This is a genomic window from Longitalea arenae (assembly GCF_016924755.1).
Taxonomy (GTDB): Bacteria; Bacteroidota; Bacteroidia; order Chitinophagales; family Chitinophagaceae; genus Niastella; species Niastella arenae.
In genome coordinates this window covers 73,386-92,685 of sequence record NZ_JAFFJX010000005.1, presented here as the reverse complement: position 1 = coordinate 92,685, position 19,300 = coordinate 73,386, and the positions used below count along the sequence as shown (strand labels likewise).

The following is a 19,300-nucleotide window of genomic DNA, read 5'->3' as shown; positions in this document are numbered from 1 at the left end:
ATCCCTTAATATCAAACTTTCATTGTTTCGCATTGTAATACAAGGAAGTAACCGATTTGTATTAATTTTGCACCATGACAGATTACAGAGAACTGATACCGGCCGACTTTGCACCGGATTCGAGGGTTTGGGTTTACCAGAGCAGCCGGTTGTTTATGATGAGCGAAGCATTGCATATTGAGGAACTGCTCAGTAGCTTTACCGCCAACTGGCAATCGCATGGCGCCCCGGTAAAAGGATATGCCAACCTGTTCTTTGGCCAGTTCATTGTGCTCATGGCCGACGAACACGCTACCGGCGTAAGTGGCTGCAGTACCGACAGCTCCGTTCGCCTCATCAAACAAATAGAACAGTTGTTCAAGGTGAATATGTTCGACCGGCAGATGCTGGCCTTTCAGGTAAAAGATAAAGTGCAAATGCTGCCGCTCGCCCAATTGCAATACGCTGTTGATAATAACTTCATTTCCGCTGATACGCTCTATTTCAACAACCTCGTGCAAACAAAAGAGGAACTGGAAAACAACTGGCTGATCCCCGTTAAAGACAGCTGGCTGGCAAAGCGGGTAACCCTGACTACGTAAAAAAAATGACTAAGTTTTAAGCGGGGCAGTTATTTAGCTAATTAGCACATTAGCACATCAGCACATTAGCACATCAGCACATTGACTAAAACTGCATCATAAAGGCAGTCCCATGCCCTTCTACTGATTGCACCTGAATATTGCCTTTGTGCAGCATCATGATCTGCTTGCACAGGCTCAGGCCAATACCGCTGCCGCTTTTCTTGGTACTGAAAAAAGGAATGAATATTTTGTCCAGCACCTCTTCCGGCATTCCAATTCCATTATCTGCTACTTTGATCACCGTTCGATGGTTATTGGCATAATAAGCAGATAAGATAATACGCGGAGCCGGGCGCTCTTTCACTGCCTCCATGGCATTCACCACCAGGTTGATCAGCACCTGCTCCAGCAGGTTGGTATCAGCATCCAGTTCCAGGTCGGGGTCTTTCAATACAATTTCCAGCTCAATATTCTTTTGATCGAGTGTGGGCTGCATCAGGTGATGCAGATTTTCGAACAGGTCGCGCACATAGATCTTTTTCAAATTGAGCGTAGTGATCTTATTGAGGTTTCGATAGGTTTCTGCAAACTTCAGCAAACCTTCACTCCTTCTCTTAATAGTATCGATGCCCAGCTCCAGGTCATCCATAGAGCCCGACTCCATCTCCGGCCGTTCGGCCAGCTGCTGCAAACGGTATTTCAATGTTTCGGCCAATGAGGAAATGGGCGCAATGGAATTCATGATCTCATGCGTCATTACGCTCAACAGCTTTTGCCAGGCTTTTGATTCCGTTTCATCCAGCGCCTCACTAACATTCTGAAAAGCGATCAGCTTGAACTTGCTTCCCTCCGTTTGAAAGGCCGTAGCCGACATCAATAATTTGAACGATGTTTTTTCAGAATGCGCAGTGGCGATCTTTGTCTCCCCCGGTTTCAGTAAAGTTACCTGGCGATACAGTTCCGTATCCCGGCGGGACAGGGAATGAATGGTTTTCAGGTAAGGCAATTGCAGCATGCGCTTCAGCGATTCGTTCATCCAAACCACTTCGCCATTATGCTCGCGGTACGACAAAATGCCCGTATCTACCAGTTCGAGTATTTTCTGCAGGTATTGGAACTGCGTTTCCTTTTCCTTACTCATTACCTTAAACGTAGAATTGATCTCGTTGAACCCTTTTCGCAAAGGTTGCAGTTCAAGGGGGGCATGTTTTACATCGAAATAGCGCGAGAAATCCCGGTAATGTACCGATTCAACGAACTGATCGAGCTCGGCATGCGCTTTTCGCTGGAAACGGTATAATTCAACGATGCCATAGATGATCAGTGGCGCCATGGCCACCATGTATACATAATAGCCTTTTACCAGCAGGAATGATGCTATGGCCAGGGTTGCAAAAAGAAATAAGACCTGGAAAATGATCCGCCATTCAAAACGTTTATAAAACAAGATATTTTATTGTTTGTGGTTTGTGGTTTGTGGTTTGTCGTTTGTGGTTCCCTCGCCCCGTATTCATTATCCCATTATCACATTATCAAATTATCACATTATCACATTATCAAATTATCACATTAGATATCGTATTTACTCAATCGTCTGTACAGCGCCGTTCGAGTTAATCCCAGTTCCTTCGCAGCGCGCGTAATATTGCCATTGTGCTTTTCAATAACATGCAGAATGGTATTCTTTTCCACGGCGCTTAGGTTCAGCTCATCGGGTTCTTTTTCGCGGGCAGAGGAAGATTCAATCGGTGAAAAGATAAGGTCAGTCGCCTGCAGCTCATGCCCGTCTGACATGATCACCGCCCGTTCAATCGTATACTGCAACTCGCGGATATTACCGGGAAAATGATAGTTCAGCAATTTCTCGATCGCCTTATCATCGAATTCCATTACCGGCTTCAGGTACTTGTTGCTGTACAACTGGCTGAAATATTTTGCCAGCAGAATAATATCGTTGCCTCTTTTTCGTAAGGGCGGCACCATGATCTCTACCGTATTGATGCGGTAAATAAGGTCTTTGCGAAAACGGCTTTCATTCGCCAGTTCTGCCAGCGGCACATTGGTAGCGCAAATAAGCCGGATATCAACAGGCACCGGATCGTTCGTACCCAGCCTGATCACCTGGCGGTTTTGTAATACACTTAATAATTTGGCCTGTTGATGCAGCGAGATATTGCCGATCTCATCGAGAAAAAGGGTACCGCCATTGGCCGCTTCAAAACGGCCTACGCGGTCTTCCCGCGCATCGGTAAAAGCCCCTTTCTTATGACCAAACAGCTCACTTTCGAAGAGGGTTTCCGTAAGCGCGCCTACATCCACTTTTACATAGGCTTTTTTGGCGCGTAATGAATGCTGGTGAATGGCTTTTGCTATCAGGTCTTTACCGGTTCCGTTCTCGCCAAGAATAAGAATATTGGCATCGGTAGGTGCGATCTTTTCGATCTTGTAAAAAATATCGGCCATTATATCTGACTCACCCAGCAACTCGGTGCCTATAATGGAATCGCTGCTGCGTACAGGCGGTGAACTGGATTTGCTTTCCTTTCTTTTTAGCGCATCCTTTATCGTTATGATCAGCTTTTCGTTGTGCCAGGGCTTTACTACAAAATCAGCAGCCCCTTCTTTCAGCGAACGCACCGCCAGGTCAATATCGCCATAGGCCGTTATCATGATCACGGCCGCCTCCGATTTAAACTCTTTCACCTTCTTCAACCAGAACAAACCCTCGTTACCGGTATTGATCGAACTATTGAAGTTCATATCAAGCAGGATCACATCAAAGCTTTGTTTCGATAATAACCAGCGAAGATTCTCCGGATTCTTTTCAGTCACAACTTCCTTTGCTTCTGTTTTCAACAGCAGCCGCACAGCCGTTAGCACATCCACATCATCATCGATCACAAGTATGGTAGCATTCTTCAATAACATAATTTTAAATTAAGATTTCAGTGTAGATGCAACATTCGTCACTACAATTATACCATAATTACAAAGGCGTGGCAAACAATTTTTTACGAAAGAACCACGCGTTTATACCATTGTATCAAAAGCGAACACCGGTTGTATTGGTTGCGAACAGCCATGTATACATTTGGCCTCTAATTTCCTGTAAATCACCTAACTTATATTCTGGCATATTGTTACGGTAAGGAATGGCAGGAAAGCCAAACAGTTGCCGGGCTGCCCGGAAGATCATCGGGCACCGGCCTTCGGATTACATAAAAAACTTATACAGTGGATAGAGTTATCGCTAAAAAAACGTGGACCCCAAAACGCATCTTAAGCATTGCAGGAATATCGGCGATCGTATTACTGATCCTGGGCAGTTTTTATTTTACGTCGGGAAAAAGCCGGCTGAATGTAGATACCGAACGCATCACCATCAGTGAAGTGAAACAGGGTCCCTTCCAGGTAACCATACCTATCAACGGCATCGTATTGCCACAAACTTCCATTTATCTCGATGCCCAGGAAGGCGGCCGCGTAGAACAGAAATTTGTTGAAGATGGCACCATGATGCAGGAAGGACAGCCCATTCTGCGTTTAAGCAATCCCGACCTGGAGCTCAGCCTGGCCAACCAGGAAACCAGCGTGTTCAACGTATTAACGCAAATGCAGATAGCCCGCAACAATGCCCAGCAAAATACCGTCTCGCGCCTGAACCAGATGGCCGAAGTAGACAATGCGCTCAAAGAGGCAGAACGGGTATATAACCTGAATAAGAAACTGGTTGCACAAAAAGTGATCGGTACCCAGGAATACCAACAGGCAGAGAACGCCTACCAGTACCAGCTGCGCCGAAAAAAACTAACGGAAGATATTATGCGGCAGGATTCTGCCACCAATAAGATCCAGCTGCAGCAACAGGAGCAGTCGTACCTGAATATGAAAAAAGCGTTGGACCTGATGAAAAAGAAAGTAGGCGACCTGGTGGTGAAGTCGCCCATTGCCGGACAGCTCACCTCTTTCGACGCTGAGATCGGCCAGAACATCAGTGCCGGTACCAGGCTCGGACAAATAGACGCCACCAGCGGTTTCAAGATCAGGGCCGATATTGACGAACACTATATCACCAATGTATTTACCGGCTTAACCGCTAAGTTTACATTGTCGAACAAAGACTATAAACTCAAGATAAAGAAAGTATATACCCAGGTGGTAAACGGCCGGTTCCAGGTAGATATGGAGTTTGTAGGCGAAGTGCCGCAGAATATCCGGCGCGGACAAACCCTGCAGGTCTTGCTGGCGCTGAGCGATGAAACGCAGGCAGTGCTGGTATCCAAAGGCGGATTTTACCAGGCCACCGGTGGCAACTGGATCTTCAAGGTTAGTGAAGATGGTAAAACGGCCTATAAAGCCGATATTCAGCTGGGCCGCCAGAACCCGGATTATTATGAAGTGCTGGAAGGACTGAAGCCCGGCGACAAGGTAGTTACCTCCTCTTATGAAAACTATGGTAACATGCAGGAACTGGTGCTGAAGAAAGAATGACTCATTATGGTAATTGATGATAGGGAACTGTTGCCCATTCATCATTTCATCAATAATTTTTAAACAACCAATCAAATCATCCATCACATGATAAAGATCAGGGATCTCGAAAAAATCTATCGTACTGAAGAGGTTGAAACGGTGGCATTGAATAAAATCTCCATAGATGTTAAAGAAGGCGAATTTGTAGCCATCATGGGCCCGTCGGGTTGTGGCAAGTCGACCCTGTTGAACATCCTCGGCTTGCTCGATGACCCCGATAACGGCAGCTTCCTGTTCAACAACATCGAGGTAGCCCATTTCAACGAGCGTAAACGGGCCGAACTGCGCAAGCACAATATCGGCTTCGTATTCCAAAGCTTTAACCTGATCGATGAGCTCACGGTTTTCGAGAATGTGGAACTGCCGCTGATCTATACGGGCGTTAAATCGGGCGAACGTAAAAAACGCGTCGAAGAAGTGCTGGATAAAATGCAGATCATGCACCGCCGCAATCACTATCCCCAACAATTGAGCGGTGGTCAGCAGCAACGCGTTGCGGTAGCCCGTGCCGTAGTGAATAATCCCAAACTTATTTTAGCGGATGAGCCTACCGGTAACCTCGACTCCAGCAATGGGAATGAAGTAATGTCCCTGCTGACCGACCTGAACGAACAGGGCACCACCATAATAATGGTTACACACAGCGAACACGACGCGCGGTACAGCCATCGCATTATACGTATGCTCGATGGACAAACAGTACTTGAAAACATTATGGTGTAAGGCCAAAACATTAGCCATGATAAAACATTATGTCAAGATCGCTTTTCGCAACCTGGCACAGCAGAAAGTGCTTACCGGCATCAATGCATTCGGGTTATCAGTAGGCATTGCCTGCTTCAGTTTATTCCTGTTATACGCGGTTCATGAATTCAGTTACGATCGCTTCCATACAAATGCCGGCCGCATTTACCGCGTTGTTGAATGGTGGCAGGGCGAAGGCCGGGCACCCGGCGGCTCCGGCGGTATGTACACGCCCGTGGCAGAAGCCATGAAACGCGATTTCGCCGACGTGGAATACGCTGTACGGTTAAAGGGCGCTGATTGCTTTATGAAAGCTGGTGACAGGATCTTTAATACCTCTATAACCTATGCCGACAATTCTTTCTTCAATATTTTTACGTTTCCCCTGATCTACGGCAATGCCAAAACAGCTTTGCAGCAACCCGACCAGCTTGTTATCACCAAAGAAAAGGCATTGCAATTGTATGGCACTACCAATGTAGTTGGCAGGATCCTCGAAATAAAAACAGACAGCGCCTTTGAACCCTATACCATCAGTGCAGTGGCAGAAAACATCCCGGCCAATTCTTCCGTAAAATTTAACCTCCTCTGCAGTTTTGAGCGCATCATCAACCATCCCGAGGTGCAAAAAAGCAATAAGGATTGGTATATGACCATCGGCCTGGAAGCATTTGTGCAGTTGAAACCGGGCAGCCGGCTGGCGTATGAACAAAACCGGCTCGACCTGTTCAGAAAAAAATATTATAGCGAGGAGCAGAAACCGCGCAAAAAAGGGAAGAAGGCCGAAAAGAAAAAAGAACCGGAGATCCAAACAAGCTTCCGGCTGCAACCTATACGCGATATACACACGAACCCGCAGATCGAGGGAGGAACCGACCCCAAAAACATCTGGCTGCTGATCACTATTGCCGGCGCCGTATTACTCATCGCCTGTATCAATTTTACCACCCTGGCCATCGGCCGTTCCGCGGGCCGCGCCAAAGAGATCGGCGTAAGAAAAGTAATGGGCAGCCAGCGTACACAACTCATAGGACAATTCCTGGCAGAATCCCTGCTGCTCAGTGTGGCTTCTGCCATAACCGGATTGATACTGGCCCATGCCCTGCTGCCCCTGTTCAATCAATTGGCCGACCGGAAGCTGAGCTTCTCCCTCAGCCGTTTTCCCGAACTGCCCTGGTTGCTCGTGGGCCTTACCCTGTTGGTAGCCTTGCTGGCGGGCAGTTACCCAGCGCTGGTCTTATCATCATTCAAACCCATTCTAGTATTAAAGCAAAAGATCCGCGTGGGGGGCGCCAACCTGTTCACCCGCTCACTGGTAACTCTGCAGTTCGTATTGTCCATCGGGTTGATCATTTCCACCATCATCATCCTGCAACAACTATCCTACATCCGTTCGAAGAATATCGGGTTCAATAAAGAGAACGTTGTCATGATCAATGCGCAGGGTATCCATTCAAAAAAGATCTATCCCCTGTATAAAGAGGCGATCCAGTCCCAAAGCGGCATTCTGAGTGTAACAGCATCGGAAATGGGACTGGGATCAGGGGAAGGACAAATGGGTTGGGGCTTTACAGATCATCTTGGCCAGGTGAAGGGGGTTATTGCCTATCCCGGCGATTATAATTTTCTCAACGCCATGGGCATACAGCTGGTTGCCGGAAGGAATTTCAATCCCTCCATCGCCTCAGACAGCATGGGCGCCGTGATAGTGAATGAAGCCCTGGTACAGCAGGTATTGGGTACAACCAATGAAAAAGCCTTGGGTATGGAGATCAGGAATGCCAAAGGCGATGCTGCCACTAAAAAGATCATTGGTGTTTCCCGCAACTTCAATTTTGAAGATCTTACCCATACTGTAAGACCGCAAATGTTCTACCGCCCGGCAATCCTGGAACCTTCCCGCATCTTCGTAAGATTGCAGGCAGGTGATCCCCGCAGGCACCTGGCCCTGCTCGATGCAAACTGGAAAAAACTGGTGCCCGATGCACCTTTCGAATACCACTTCCTCGATGAAAAATTCGACAATTTTTATAAGAACGAAAAACGCTGGAGCGCCATTGCAGGCTGGGCCGGCGGCATTTCTATTTTCCTCGCCTGTTTGGGTTTGTTTGGCCTGGCAGCGCTGGCGGCAGTGAACCGCACAAAGGAAATAGGCATCAGGAAAGTAATGGGTGCCACAGTGACCAATGTAGTGGCCCTGTTGTCGAAAGAGTTTATAATGCTTATCGCCATAGCATTGCTGGTGGCATCTCCCCTCGCCTGGTATGTGATGCATGACTGGCTGCAGGCGTATGCCTGGCGGATAAATATTACCTGGTGGGTATTTGCAGTGACCGGTTTTTTTGCCCTGCTCGTAGCCGTTACTACGGTGAGTGTTCAGGCCATTAAGGCTGCTTTGACAAATCCGGTGAAAAGTTTAAGAACGGAATAACTGGTACCGGGTACCAGTTACCCGTTACCGGGAAATACAAACCGCACCCGCTTCCTTCACCGAACAGGGCGGTAACCGGAAACCGGTAACTGGCAACAGCATCTTTTAAACGATTAAGGTCAAGATTAAGAATCAAAAAGCAAGACTATGCTTAAAAACTATTTCAAGACCGCCTGGCGTAGCCTGAGGCAAAACAAAGGGCTGGCCTTTTTAAATATTTTTGGACTGGCCATTGGTATGGCCTTTGCCTTGCTGATTGGTTTATGGATACAGTATGAAACCAGCTTCGACACTTTTCATAAAAATAAAGACAGGCTCGCTATCATCCGCAAACACACCAAATTCAATAACCAGAAAAATACCGCCGTCAGTCAGCCGCTTCCCTTATATGATGAACTGAAGCGAAACTACCCCGAAATAAAAAGACTATCCCGCATTGATGATGGTACTTACAGCCTGATGGCAGGAAATAGTAAATTCAGCAAAACCGGGTTGTATGTTGATGCTGACTTTCTGCAAATGTTTTCCTTCCCGCTTGTACATGGGAACGCAGCTACTGCCCTGAACGACCCCAATAGTATAGTATTGACAGAATCACTGGCGATTGCTTTATTTGGAAAAGAAGACCCCATTGGTAAAACTATAAAATTAGATAATCAATATACCGTACAGGTTAGCGGTGTAGCCAAAGATGTACCGGATAATTCTTCCATTACTTTCGATTTCCTGGCGCCTTATGCCTTTAAGTTCCGGTTCAACAGAATAAAAAATGCACAAACGCAATGGGGAAATAACTTTTTGATGTATATCGTGGAAATGAAGGAAGGCAGTTCCATGCAGGCCCTTTCCAAAAAGATTGAACCCCTGGTGATGCAAAAACGCAAAGATGGCATTACGCAACTATTGTTCCTTCAGCCATTGCAACAATGGCATTTATATAATGAGTATAAAGAATGGGCAAATACGGGCGGGAAAATAGAATATATCAGGTTGTTTTCCATCATCGGCATTTTCATATTACTGATCGCCTGTATCAACTTTATGAATTTATCAACGGCCCGTTCTGAAAAACGTGCGAAAGAAGTGGGAATAAGGAAAGCGGTAGGGTCACGTAGAATACAACTTATAGCCCAGTTCCTCATTGAATCTGTTTTCACCACGTTTGTAGCCTTCTTACTGTCCATCCTTTTAATACAACTGTTTTTACCCTTACTGCACGATTCCGGCTTTGATAAAATTCGTTTCCGGTTTGGAGATGTATCGTTATGGGCATCGTTATTAACTGTTTGTATTATCACCGGCCTTATAGCAGGCAGTTATCCAGCTTTGTACCTGTCATCGTTTATACCTGTAAAGGTGTTAAAGGGCACATTGAAACAAGGCGTAGCGGCCATTTCATTTCGTAAGGCGCTCGTTGTTTTACAGTTCACCATCTCCATTGGGTTAATTGTATGTACTGTGATCGTATTTCAACAGATCAAACATGCGAAAGACCGTAATCTGGGCTATAATCCCAATAATCTGTTAACCATTGCATCGAGCAATGATCTTCAAAAAAATTATGAAGCCTGGAAACAGGACTTGTTAAACACGGGGTATGTTGAATCGGTGGCACAGGTATCGAGCCCATTGACAGAGGTCAGAAACAGTTGGAGTGATTTTACCTGGCAAGGCAAAACGCCTGGTGCTATTACCTCGTTTGATGTAGTGATGACAGACTGGGACTATGAAAAAACCGCCGGAATAAAAATATCGAAAGGCAGGGGTTTTTCAAGAGCTTATAAAACCGACAGCAATGCCATCCTGATCAATGAAGCAGCCGAAAAGCTGATCGGGTATAAAGAACCATTAGGCAAAATCATAAACTGGAACGATGAGCAATTTACTATAATAGGCGTTGTTCAGGATATGGTTATGCGCAGTCCCTTTAAGCCGGTATCCCCTTCCCTCATTCTTTTCAGTAACACAAACACCTCTGAGATGTTGGTGCGGCTTTCCACATCAGCAGATCTTGCAAAAGCACTGACAGCAATTCAGCCCATAACCGAAAAATACAATCCGGCATTGCCCTTCGAATACAAATTCGTTGATGAAGAATTTGGTAAAAAATTCCTGATAGAAAATCAGGTTGGCAAACTGGCCAGCATATTGGCAGGTTTGGCCATTTTCATTTCCTGCCTGGGCTTGTTCGGCTTAACGGCATTTATGGCCGAACGGCGCACCAAAGAAATAGGCATTCGTAAAGTGTTGGGCGCATCAGTAGCCAATCTTTGGCTGTTGTTATCAGGAGAATTTGTATTGCTGGTGATCATCGCCGGCCTTATAGCGTCCCCATTGGCATTCTGGTTAATGCAGGATTGGTTGCAACAATACAATTACCGTATTTCTATACAGGGTTGGGTATTTGTTTTGGCAGGTTTTCTGGCCGTGCTGATTGCCCTGTTCACCGTAAGCACGCAGGCAATAAAAGCAGCATTGGCCGATCCGGTTAAATCATTACGGAGCGAATAACATTTACAATCACGATCAAAGACGCATGCATATGCTACGAAATTATCTCAAGATCGCATTCAGGAATCTTTGGCGGCACCGCGTTTTTTCCTTTATAAATATTATGGGATTAACCGTTGGTATGACGGCCTGTTTACTCATCTTCCTGTATGTACGGTTTGAATGGAGTTACGACAGGTTCCATACCAAAGCCGATCGGATCTATCGGATCGTGGCAGATATAAAAACGCCTACAGAAACCATCCCGGCAGACCGGCCGGCCTGGGCGGTACCTTCTCATGTACAACTTGATTTTTCGGAAGTAGAAGCATTTACCCGCGTGTTACCCGACAATGTCCTCTTCAGAAAAGGAGATGTTAAGTTTACTGAGTTGAAAACGCTTTGGGTCGACTCCACATTCTTTAACATCTTTTCATTAAAACTACTAAAAGGTGATCCCCACACCGCATTGAGAGAACCTTTCAGCGTAGTACTGTCAGAATCTGCTGCCAAAAAATATTTTGGAAAAGAAGACCCGATGGGCCAAACTATTTTGGCAACCGGCGAAGCTATACCGGCAATCGTTACCGGTGTTATGCAGGATATGCCGCAGAACACCCAGGTAAACGGTGATATTCTGTTATCAATGAGCAGCATCACTTTGAAGTGGGCAAAGGGGATCGATGACCAGTGGAGTAATTATTCGCCCTACGCCTATATTCTGTTGAAACCAGGCGCCGATCCCAAGGCTATGGAAAAGAGATTTCCCGCCTTCCTGGAGAAATGGGCCGGTAAAGAAATGAGACAGTCGCAAATGTTCGTAACCCTGAAACTGGAACAGCTGAAAGAGGTGTACCTGCATTCAAGCCGCGGACAATTGGCAGAAGGCAGCCAGTTAGGGAATATCAGGAACGTTTATATATTTTCTATCATAGCAGCATTCATTCTCATTATTGCCTGTATCAACTTCGTTAACCTTACTACAGCCAGGGCAACAGAAAGGGCCAGGGAAGTGGGCATTCGAAAAGTAGCCGGTGCGGTAAAAACGCAACTGGCGCGGCAGTTCATCGGAGAATCCGTGGTGATCTGTTTTATCGCCTTCCTGCTTACATTAGGGCTTTCCGCATTGTTGCTGCCTTCTTTCAATCATCTTGCCGGCAAAACCATCAGTGAGGGCATTTTCACAAATAGCAGTTTGTTGCTCTTGCTGTTGGGTGCCGGCATGGTGATCGGGCTGCTCGCCGGCATTTACCCAGCGTTCGTACTTGCTGCATTTAAACCAATCGAAGTATTAAAAGGTAGGTTTGCAACCGGAAGCAAAGGCAGTGTTTTACGCAAAGGACTTGTTATAAGCCAATTCGCCATCTCAACCGCATTGATCATCGGTACCATCATTGTATACACGCAAATGAGTTATATGCGTAACCGTAGCCTTGGGTTCAATAAAGATCAGGTTCTTGTTGTAGATACCGATGGCGACAAAAAAACGTCAGCATTGCAAGAGACAATAGCCCATTTACCAGGTGTAAAAGCCAGTTCTTCATCAGGCAGCGTACCCGGCAGCGAACACCAGGGCGCCTACTCTGAATTAGAGAATGTAAAAGGTGATCTGCAAGTCACCAACCTCGACCTGTACTTTGTTGACTTCGATTATATTCCCCTGTACAATATCCAAATGGCAGCAGGCCGGCCATTCGACCCTAAATTTAAAACAGATTCCAGTCAGGCTATGATATTGAATGAAGCGGCTGTGCGGATGCTAGGGTACCATTCGCCTGATCAGGCTGTAGGCAAACGTTTCAAACAATGGGGCCATGAGGGTAAGATCATTGGCGTAATAAAGGACTTTCATTATAAATCGCTGCAACAACCCATTAAGCCTCTGTCAATGCGTATGGAATGGCCTCGTTTTAAATTAATATCTGTAAAAATCAGTCCGGATAACCTGAAAAGAACTATCTCGGCTATCGAAAAAGAATTTAAAACAGCGATCCCTAACCGGCCCTTCAGTTATTATTTTCTCGATGAGTACTTTAACCGCCAATACCAGAATGAAGAACGCTTCGGCAAGCTCTTCCTGAACTTCGCCATCCTGGCCATCTTCATTTCCTGTTTGGGTTTATTGGGACTGGCTTCCTACAGCACCATGCAAAGGACCCGCGAGATCGGCATCCGGAAAGTGATGGGTGCTTCCGTATCAAATATCATCAACCTGCTCTCGAAAGAGTTCCTGAAACTGGTTGCCATCTCATTCTTTATTGCAGCGCCGCTTGCCTGGTATTTTATGCATAAATGGTTAAATGATTTTGCGTACCGTACAAGCATCAGCTGGTGGATCTTCGCTGCCGCCGGGATCCTGGCGCTGCTGATCGCGGTGTTCACCATCAGTTTCCAGGCCTTTAAAGCGGCCATGTCAAACCCGGTGAAAGCATTGAGAACGGAATAGACAATTAGCTAATGTGCTAATTAGCTGATGTGCTGATTAGCTGATGTGCTGATTCAAATAAAGGAAAAAATATGTTCAGTAATTATTTAAAGACGGCCTGGCGCAGTATTGTCCGCAACAAGGCGTTCTCTTTTATCAATATAACCGGATTATCCGTCGGTATTGCCGCAAGTTTGCTCCTGTTCATCGTAGTGCAATATGAAATGAGTTATGATACATTTCAACCGAATTACGATCGCATTTACCGGGTAGTTACACAGGACAAATTCGACAAGGATATCACCACCAACAGTGGCATTCCGGTGCCGGCCCTTAAAGCATTACGCGTGGAATTACCGAACATCCAATTTGGGGCCCTGCGTTCTATCTACGGCAGCCAGATCACGGTGCCTTCCGCCAATAACGGCGCCGGTAACAAGTTCATCGAAGAAAGCGGTATCTTCTATCTGGAACCACAGCTTTTCGAAGTATTTACCTATCACTGGCTGGCCGGCGGCCCTTCGGCATTGAAGGATCCTAACCATGTGGTACTGGACGAAAGAACAGCCGGCAAATATTTTGGCAGCTGGCAGCAGGCCATTGGCAAAACCATAACGCTCGACAATTTCATCCCACTGAAAGTAAGCGGCATTCTGCAAAATGTGCCGGCCAATTCAAACCTGCCTTTGCGGGTACTCGTATCATTTGCTACCCTGCAACAATACGGCGAAGCGTATGGCCATTATGACAGCTGGAACAACACCTCCAGCAACTTCAACATCTTTGCATTGCTGCCGCCAGGTATGAAAGCGGCAGATATGAACAGGGCCTTATTACAATTCAGTAAAACGCACTATGAACCGTTGCGTGGCAATTCCATAAAGACAAATTTCCTGCAACCCCTGGCGGAGATGCATTTCGACCGCCGTTTCGAATCCTTTGCCGATCATGTGACCAGCAGGTCGACCCTCGTCACTTTATTGCTGATCGGCGTATTTATTATTCTCATGGCATGTGTGAACTTTATAAACCTGTCTACAGCCCTGGCCGTTAACCGGTCAAAAGAAATGGGCATCCGGAAAGTACTGGGCAGCAACCGTATGCAATTGTTTAAACAGGTCATGAGCGAAACTACGGGCATTGTATGCATCGCTGTTATAGTTGCTCTTTGCATCGCTTATTTAGTGCTGCCCTACATAAAACACATAGCTTCTATCGAGGAACCGCTCAGCCTGTTTACGCCAACAACAATGGGTATGGTAGGCGGCATCGGCGCTGTGGTCATTTTACTGGCCGGCTTGTATCCTTCGTTCGTGATGTCAAAGTTCAATCCCATCACGGCCCTGAAGAATAGAATGGTATCAGCCAGTGTTCACGGCGTCTCCCTGCGAAGAGGACTGGTGGTCATGCAGTTCACCATTTCACAGATCCTGGTCATTGCCACCGCCGTTGCGGTAAGCCAGATGAATTTCATCAGCAAAGCCGACCTGGGCTTTCAAAAAGAAAGTGTGTTAATTATGAATGTAAGCGCCGACAGCGCTTCGCTGTCGAAAGAAGATGCTTTTAAACGGCAGCTCTTACAAATACCGGGTGTGCAATCGGTAAGTTTCAGCACCGATGAGCCTTCTTCAGAAAATATGTGGACCACGAATTTCGCATATGATCACCAACCAGATGAAAAATACCAGCTCGCGCTGAAATATGCAGATGCCGATTACCTGAAAACATTTGGATTGCAGCTGGTAGCCGGCCGCCCGATTCAACCCAGCGATACCCTACGCGAAGGGATCATCAACGAGACCCTCGTAAGAAAGCTGGGTGTAAAAAATCCCCATGAGGTCATTGGCAAAACCATTAAACTCGGCAATGGTAAGTGGTACCCTATTGTAGGCGTGGTAAAGGATTTTAAAACACATTCCCTGCGGGATGATATCAAACCACTGTTCATTTCAACGCAAAAAGATTTTTATACCCGCTTAGCCATCAAATTGCGCACCAGCCAAATGATGGCAACCAGGGCCGCCATTGAAAAAAGCTGGAACCAGTTCTACCCCGACTATGCCTTTGCGCCTTCTTTCTTCGAAGAGCAAATTGCCCGGTTCTACCGGCAGGAAGAACAACTGTCGCTGCTGTATAAGATTTTCGCAGGCCTGGCCATTTTCATTTCCTGCCTGGGCTTGTACGGACTGGTTTCTTTTATGGTCGTGCAAAAGACCAAGGAAGTGGGCATTCGCAAAGTGTTGGGCGCTTCCATTACCAGCCTCCTGCAGTTGTTCTCGAAAGAATTTACCGTGCTGATCATTGTAGCATTCTTTATAGCCGTACCCGTTGCCTGGTATATGATGCATAACTGGCTGAACAATTTTGTATACCGTGTGCCTTTAAACGCCTGGTTCTTCATTACCGCAATTACAGGTTCTATCCTGATCGCCTGGATAACGGTAGGATATAAAGCGATAAAAGCAGCGGTAGCCAACCCCGTGAAAGCATTGAGAAGCGAATAAGGGTTACAGGGTTCAAGTTCCAGGTTACAGGGCAGTAAAAATACAAATGAGCTGGAACCTGAAACCGGCAACACGCCCGGTGAAAGCGAAGCATTCACAAAAAGAAAGATCAAACCAGATTTATCCATGATAAAAAATTATTTAAAGATCGCCTTCCGCAAAATTTGGAAAAGCAAGGGCTTTTCGGCGATCAACATAATCGGACTGGCCATTGGACTGGCAACCTGTTTGCTCATTATGCTGTTTGTGCTCGATGAGCTGGGTTATGACCGCCATAATAAAAAAGCAGATCGCATCTACCGGGTAGATACCGATATAAAATTTGCCGGTAATCACTTCATTTCTGCCGTAACGCCCGACCCGATGGGCCCAACCCTCAAAAAAGATTTTCCGCAGATAGAGCAGTTCGTGCGTTTCAGAAGTGCCGGTGGCCTGCTGCTTAAAAAAGACTATGAAAATGTGCAGGAGAACAGAGTGGTCTATGCAGATTCCACGCTATTCGATGTATTCACCTTACCCATGCTCGATGGGGATGCCAAAACAGCCTTACAGGAGCCGAACAGCCTCGTACTAACTGCCACCACCGCCCGTAAATATTTCAATACCACGCAGGCAGTGGGTAAAAGCTTCCTGGTCGACAATCAGCATACCTATAAGGTTACCGGTGTTATTCAGGACATTCCTTCCCAATCGCATTTTAAGTTCGACATTTTCGTATCGCTTGCCACCCTGGAAGAAAGCCGGCGAAACAACTGGTTAAGCAACAACTTCAATACGTATGTGGTTTTGAAAGAAGGCGCCAATCCCAAACAGATCGAAGCGCAATTCGACGCCCTGGTAATAAAGTATTTAGGGCCACAGGTGCGGCAGTTCTTGTCGGCCAGCCTCGACGATCTTAAAAAAAGCGGCAGCCATGTAAAGCATTCTTTAACGCCTCTTACCAGCATTCACCTGCATTCTGATAAAATTGCCGAACTGGGCGCCACCAGCAGCATTCAGTATGTATATATTTTTTCGGCCATCGCTTTTTTTATTTTGCTTATTGCCTGCGTAAATTTCATGAACCTGTCAACGGCCCGTTCTGCCAACCGGGCGCGTGAAGTAGGCGTGCGCAAGGTATTGGGTTCATTAAAGTCAAACCTGGTAAAGCAATTCCTTACCGAAAGTATGCTCATCAGTTGCATGGCCCTGGTGCTGGCCCTGCTGCTTACCTTTGCCATGCTCCCCTACTTCAATGATCTGGCAGCAAAAAATATTACATTAAATTTCCGGGCAACCCCCTGGCTGATCCCCATTCTATTATTGCTGGTATTGATCACCGGTATGCTGGCCGGCAGTTATCCTGCCTTTTACCTCTCCTCTTTCAAACCCATACAGGTCATTAAAGGTAAACTGGCCGGGGGTTTTAAAAGAAGCTGGTTACGCAGCAGCCTGGTCGTTTTCCAGTTTGTGATCTCCATTGTTCTTATCATTGCCACCATCGTAATTTATAAACAGCTTCATTTTATTCAATCACATAAACCCGGGTTTAACCGGGATCAGGTGGCGATCATCCACAACAGCGGTCCACTCGGCAGTAAAGCCAGGTTGTTCACTGAGGAAGTAGTGAAATTAGCAGGCGTTGAAAATGCTACGATCTCGGGCTATCTGCCTACAAATAGCTGGCGGAACGACAACCCCGTATTTGCCGATCCAACCCTCGATCGAAGAAGAGCCGTATCCATGCAAACCTGGGATGTGGATGATCAGTACATCCCTACCCTCGGAATGGAAATGGTGGCGGGCAGGAATTTCTCAAAACAGTTCCCGACCGATTCAAGTGCAATCATTATAAACGAAGCCGCTGCAAAAATGTATGGCTTTACAGATCCCATTGGGAAATCCCTTTATTTCATCAGGGATATTAACAAGCCCGCGGAGGTTTCTGCGCTGCATATCGTTGGTATTGTAAAGGATTTTAACTTCAGCAGTTTGCGGCAACACGTTACGCCCCTCGCATTAATGCTGGGTGAGAACCAGGGAAATGTTGCCTTGCGTATTAAGTCGAAACACCTCCCTAACCTGCTCGCCAAGATAGAACACTTATACAAAGCAATAGCCCCGGGCGCGCCCTTTGATCTTACTTTCATGGATGAAGATTTCAATAACCAGTACCGCACCGAACAACGAATGGGGGCCATAGCCATTACATTTTCGGTGCTGGCCATCCTGATCGCCTGCCTGGGCTTGTTCGGACTGGCAGCCTATGCGGCAGAGCAACGCACGAAAGAGATCGGTATCAGAAAAGTGCTGGGCGCTACTGTTAGTAATATAACCGCCATGCTGTCGAAAGACTTTTTGAAACTGGTGATCATTGCAGCTGTCATTGCCTTTCCCCTGGCCTGGTGGATCATGTACAGCTGGCTACAGGACTTCGCCTACCGCGCACCGATCAGTTGGTGGGTGTTCATCATGGCCGGTTCGCTGGCCGCCGGCATCGCTATTGTTACTGTTAGCTTCCAAACGATAAAAGCAGCTATCATGAACCCGGTGAAGAGTTTACGTACGGAGTAATGTGATAATTTGATAATGAAATACAAATAGAACCGGGGTGGCGGCTCGATTTGGTTACCGGTTTCAAATTTCGCGAGCAGTTCACCAACGACCATTCACCTGTATCGAAACCGTACAGTTCCTGTATCGAAAACAAACGGATGTAACTGCAAATCCCTTATAGTATATTGCAAATCACCAGACTATAAACTGGCATGTGGTTAATGTGATAATGTGATAATTAGCTAATGTGATAATGAAATGCAGAACCTGGCCAACTTTACTGAAACTGTAATTTGAAACCAGCAACTATAAACTAAGAACCCAGATCTAAGACTATGATCGAACTGAAGCATATTTCCAAATGGTACCAGGTAGGCGGTAAACCAACATTTATTCTGAAAGACATTAACCTTACGATCAATGAGGGAGAATTCGTTTCCATTATGGGACCATCCGGTTCAGGAAAATCAACCCTGCTGCATATACTCGGGATGCTCGACGATGCTTCCGAGGGCGAATACCATTTTATGGATCAGCCGGTACATAACCTCAAAGAAAAACAACGGTCGCAGATCTATAAACAACATATAGGATTTGTATTTCAGGCCTATCACCTGATAGATGAACTAACGGTCTATGAAAATATTGAAACGCCGCTGATTTACCAGAACATCAAGGCCGGTGAGCGCAAAGCGATGGTGGCCGATATGATCGACCGCTTCAATATCGTAGGTAAAAAAGATCTCTTCCCTACCCAACTCTCCGGCGGCCAACAGCAACTGGTGGGTATTGCCCGCGCCCTCATTGCCAAACCGAAACTGTTGCTGGCCGATGAACCAACCGGTAACCTCAATTCAAAACAGGGCGAAGAGATCATGGAGCTGTTCAGGCAGCTGAACAAAGAAGGGGTAACCATTATCCAGGTGACCCATTCGGAAAAAAATGCGGGTTATGGTTCGCATATTATCAATCTGCTCGACGGCCGGATAGAAGCAAATTGAGCATCGGAACTTAATAATATCCAGGAATAAAAGGATGAAGTAAGGAGTAGGAAAAATCTCAGGATCCGGGATCG

The 19,300-nt window shown here is 46.4% G+C and carries 11 protein-coding genes; 9 read left to right on the top strand and 2 right to left on the bottom strand.

Annotated elements, in window-relative coordinates:
• Positions 1-74: 74 nt before the first annotated feature.
• The gene (locus JT717_RS13155) at positions 75-581 is read left to right on the top strand and encodes a hypothetical protein (RefSeq protein WP_205510942.1); all 507 of its coding nucleotides are present in this window, start codon (positions 75-77) and stop codon (positions 579-581) included.
• 85 nt (positions 582-666) lie between these two features.
• On the opposite strand, the gene JT717_RS13150 is transcribed toward JT717_RS13155, so the two are convergent.
• Together JT717_RS13150 and JT717_RS13145 are read right to left on the bottom strand one after the other, a co-directional pair.
• Positions 667-2,010, bottom strand: a complete 1,344-nt coding sequence (locus JT717_RS13150; RefSeq protein WP_205510941.1) for a sensor histidine kinase — start codon at positions 2,008-2,010, stop codon at positions 667-669.
• Between the two features lie 122 nt (positions 2,011-2,132).
• The gene (locus JT717_RS13145; protein WP_205510940.1) at positions 2,133-3,491 is read right to left on the bottom strand and encodes a sigma-54-dependent transcriptional regulator; all 1,359 of its coding nucleotides are present in this window, start codon (positions 3,489-3,491) and stop codon (positions 2,133-2,135) included.
• Positions 3,492-3,797: 306 nt separating this feature from the next.
• Here JT717_RS13145 and JT717_RS28800 point away from each other — a divergent pair, with 306 nt between their 5' ends.
• From JT717_RS28800 to JT717_RS13105, 8 genes are all read left to right on the top strand, one after another.
• Positions 3,798-5,054: an efflux RND transporter periplasmic adaptor subunit gene (locus JT717_RS28800; protein WP_205510939.1), complete on the top strand. Its 1,257-nt coding sequence runs from the start codon at positions 3,798-3,800 to the stop codon at positions 5,052-5,054.
• Positions 5,055-5,141: 87 nt separating this feature from the next.
• Complete coding sequence (locus JT717_RS13135; protein WP_205510938.1) at positions 5,142-5,819, top strand: ABC transporter ATP-binding protein; 678 nt, start codon at positions 5,142-5,144, stop codon at positions 5,817-5,819.
• A 16-nt stretch (positions 5,820-5,835) separates the two neighbouring features.
• Entirely contained in the window at positions 5,836-8,271 is a 2,436-nt protein-coding gene (locus JT717_RS13130) for an ABC transporter permease (protein WP_205510937.1), read from the top strand.
• 147 nt (positions 8,272-8,418) lie between these two features.
• Positions 8,419-10,782: an ABC transporter permease gene (locus JT717_RS13125; protein ID WP_205510936.1), complete on the top strand. Its 2,364-nt coding sequence runs from the start codon at positions 8,419-8,421 to the stop codon at positions 10,780-10,782.
• A 31-nt stretch (positions 10,783-10,813) separates the two neighbouring features.
• Positions 10,814-13,207, top strand: coding sequence for an ABC transporter permease (locus JT717_RS13120; RefSeq protein ID WP_205510935.1), 2,394 nt, complete (start codon positions 10,814-10,816; stop codon positions 13,205-13,207).
• Between the two features lie 71 nt (positions 13,208-13,278).
• Positions 13,279-15,690, top strand: a complete 2,412-nt coding sequence (locus tag JT717_RS13115; RefSeq protein WP_205510934.1) for an ABC transporter permease — start codon at positions 13,279-13,281, stop codon at positions 15,688-15,690.
• A gap of 126 nt (positions 15,691-15,816) precedes the next feature.
• Positions 15,817-18,243, top strand: a complete 2,427-nt coding sequence (locus JT717_RS13110) for an ABC transporter permease (protein WP_205510933.1) — start codon at positions 15,817-15,819, stop codon at positions 18,241-18,243.
• Between the two features lie 317 nt (positions 18,244-18,560).
• Positions 18,561-19,226, top strand: coding sequence for an ABC transporter ATP-binding protein (locus tag JT717_RS13105; protein ID WP_205510932.1), 666 nt, complete (start codon positions 18,561-18,563; stop codon positions 19,224-19,226).
• Positions 19,227-19,300 lie beyond the last annotated feature (74 nt).

Bases quoted from the DNA above. Each gene is read 5' to 3' on its own strand.
- JT717_RS13155 (WP_205510942.1), top strand. From the start codon at position 75: ATGACAGATTACAGAGAACTGATACCGGCCGACTTTGCACCGGATTCG.
- JT717_RS13145 (WP_205510940.1), bottom strand. From the start codon at position 3,491: ATGTTATTGAAGAATGCTACCATACTTGTGATCGATGATGATGTGGAT.
- JT717_RS13135 (WP_205510938.1), top strand. From the start codon at position 5,142: ATGATAAAGATCAGGGATCTCGAAAAAATCTATCGTACTGAAGAGGTT.
- JT717_RS13130 (WP_205510937.1), top strand. From the start codon at position 5,836: ATGATAAAACATTATGTCAAGATCGCTTTTCGCAACCTGGCACAGCAG.
- JT717_RS13125 (WP_205510936.1), top strand. From the start codon at position 8,419: ATGCTTAAAAACTATTTCAAGACCGCCTGGCGTAGCCTGAGGCAAAAC.
- JT717_RS13120 (WP_205510935.1), top strand. From the start codon at position 10,814: ATGCTACGAAATTATCTCAAGATCGCATTCAGGAATCTTTGGCGGCAC.
- JT717_RS13115 (WP_205510934.1), top strand. From the start codon at position 13,279: ATGTTCAGTAATTATTTAAAGACGGCCTGGCGCAGTATTGTCCGCAAC.
- JT717_RS13110 (WP_205510933.1), top strand. From the start codon at position 15,817: ATGATAAAAAATTATTTAAAGATCGCCTTCCGCAAAATTTGGAAAAGC.
- JT717_RS13105 (WP_205510932.1), top strand. From the start codon at position 18,561: ATGATCGAACTGAAGCATATTTCCAAATGGTACCAGGTAGGCGGTAAA.